Below are 1,775 nucleotides of genomic sequence, written 5' to 3'. Positions count from 1 at the left end.
GCACCACCCGCCGGGGCCCCGCCAGCACGCGTACGTCGGCGCGCGGATCCTCGTCGTACACGACCAGGTCCGCCGGGGCCCCCTCCTCCAGCACCGGCCGGCCCAGCCAGCGCCGTGCGCCCCAGGCCGTCGCGGAGAGCGCCTCCAGGGGCGGGATGCCCGCCTTCACGAGTTCGGCGACCTCGGCGGCCACCAGGCCGTGGGCCAGCGAGCCGCCCGCGTCCGTCCCCACGAAGACCGGGACGCCCGCGTCGTACGCCGACCGCACGGTGTCGTAGCGGCGCTCGTACAACCGCCGCATATGGGCCGACCAGCGGGGGAACTTGGCCTCGCCGCCCGCGGCGAGGTCCGGGAAGGTGGCGATGTTGACCAGCGTCGGGACGATCGCCACCCCGCGCTCGGCGAAGAGCGGGATCGTGTCCTCGGTGAGCCCCGTCGCGTGCTCGATGCAGTCGATCCCGGCCTCCACCAGGTCGCGCAGGGAGTCCTCGGCGAAGCAGTGAGCGGTGACCCGGGCACCGAGGCGGTGCGCCTCGGTGATGGCGGCCTCGACCTCACCGCGCGGCCAGCAGGCGGTGAGGTCCCCGGCGTCCCGGTCGATCCAGTCGCCGACCAGCTTCACCCAGCCGTCCCCGCGCCGGGCCTCCCGGGCGACGTGGGCGACCAGGTCGCCGGGCTCGATCTCGTGGGCGTAGTTGCGGATGTACCTGCGGGTCCGGGCGATGTGCCGGCCGGCCCGGATGATCTTCGGCAGGTCCTCCCGCTCGTCGGTCCACCGGGTGTCGGAGGGCGATCCCGCGTCCCGGATGAGCAGCGTGCCGGCGTCCCGGTCGGTGAGGGCCTGCTTCTCGGCGGTCGCCGCGTCGACCGGTCCGTGCCGGTCGAGGCCGACGTGGCAGTGCGCGTCGACGAGGCCGGGCAGCGCCCAGCCGTCGAGGGTCACCGCCCCGTCGGCGCCCGGCGGCCGCTCGTGGGTGACGCGTCCGTCCACCGCCCAGACCTCGTCCCTGACGTCGTCCGGGCCGAGCAGCACCCGCCCCTTGATCCGCAGTATCCGTGCCGCCTCGTGATCGCTCATGCACAGCACTGTACGAGGCGCCGCACCCGGGGCCGCGGGGCCTGCTCGGTACCCTCGGACGCACGCGCCCCCGAGGCGCCGACCGCGAACGACACACCTGAAGAGAGCACCCCGTGACGCACCCCTTCCTCGACCTCCCGCCGCTGACCGCCGACCACTTCGCGGCCATCGAGCGGCGGGTGGCCGGCCTCCTCGCCACCGAGCAGGACGTCGTCATCCCCCAGGGCGAGGCGCTGCTGCCCCTCGAAGGCTGCATCCGGGGCGGTGCCCGGCCCGGCTCGACCGCGCTGAACGTCGTGACCGGCCCGTACGGCCAGACCTTCGGCAACTGGCTGCGGGACTGCGGCGCCGAGGTCGTCGACCTGGTGGTGCCCTTCCACGCGGCGGTCACCGCGGAGCAGGTCGGACAGGCGCTGGCCGCGCACCCGGAGATCGACTTCGTGTCGCTGGTGCACGCGGAGGCGGCGACCGGCAACACCAACCCGGTCGCGGAGATCGGCGAGGTGGTCCGGGCGCACGGGGCACTGTTCATGCTGGACGCCGTGGCGTCGGTGGGCGCCGAACCGCTGCTGCCGGACGCCTGGGGCGTGGATCTGTGCGTGATCGGCGCACAGAAGGCGATGGGCGGCCCGGCCGGCGTCTCGGCGGTGTCGGTGAGCGCGCGGGCCTGGGAGCGGCTGGCGGACAACCCGCGGGC

2 protein-coding genes are annotated in these 1,775 nt (G+C 75.0%); one reads left to right on the top strand and one right to left on the bottom strand.

Annotated features, from left to right (window positions below; all coding sequences use genetic code 11):
* Positions 1-1,078 (bottom strand): amidohydrolase family protein (locus IH13_RS36905; protein WP_031082098.1); only part of this gene is annotated, 1,078 nt, incomplete at its 3' end.
* A 113-nt stretch (positions 1,079-1,191) separates the two neighbouring features.
* Between IH13_RS36905 and IH13_RS0107260 the strand changes: the two genes are divergently transcribed.
* Positions 1,192-1,775: aminotransferase class V-fold PLP-dependent enzyme (locus IH13_RS0107260; RefSeq protein WP_031082097.1), on the top strand; the 584-nt coding region annotated here is incomplete at its 3' end.

The organism is Streptomyces sp. NRRL WC-3549 (assembly GCF_000721935.1).
In the GTDB taxonomy this organism is placed as follows: domain Bacteria; phylum Actinomycetota; class Actinomycetes; order Streptomycetales; family Streptomycetaceae; genus Streptomyces.
This window is presented reverse-complemented; position numbering and strand designations above follow the sequence as displayed.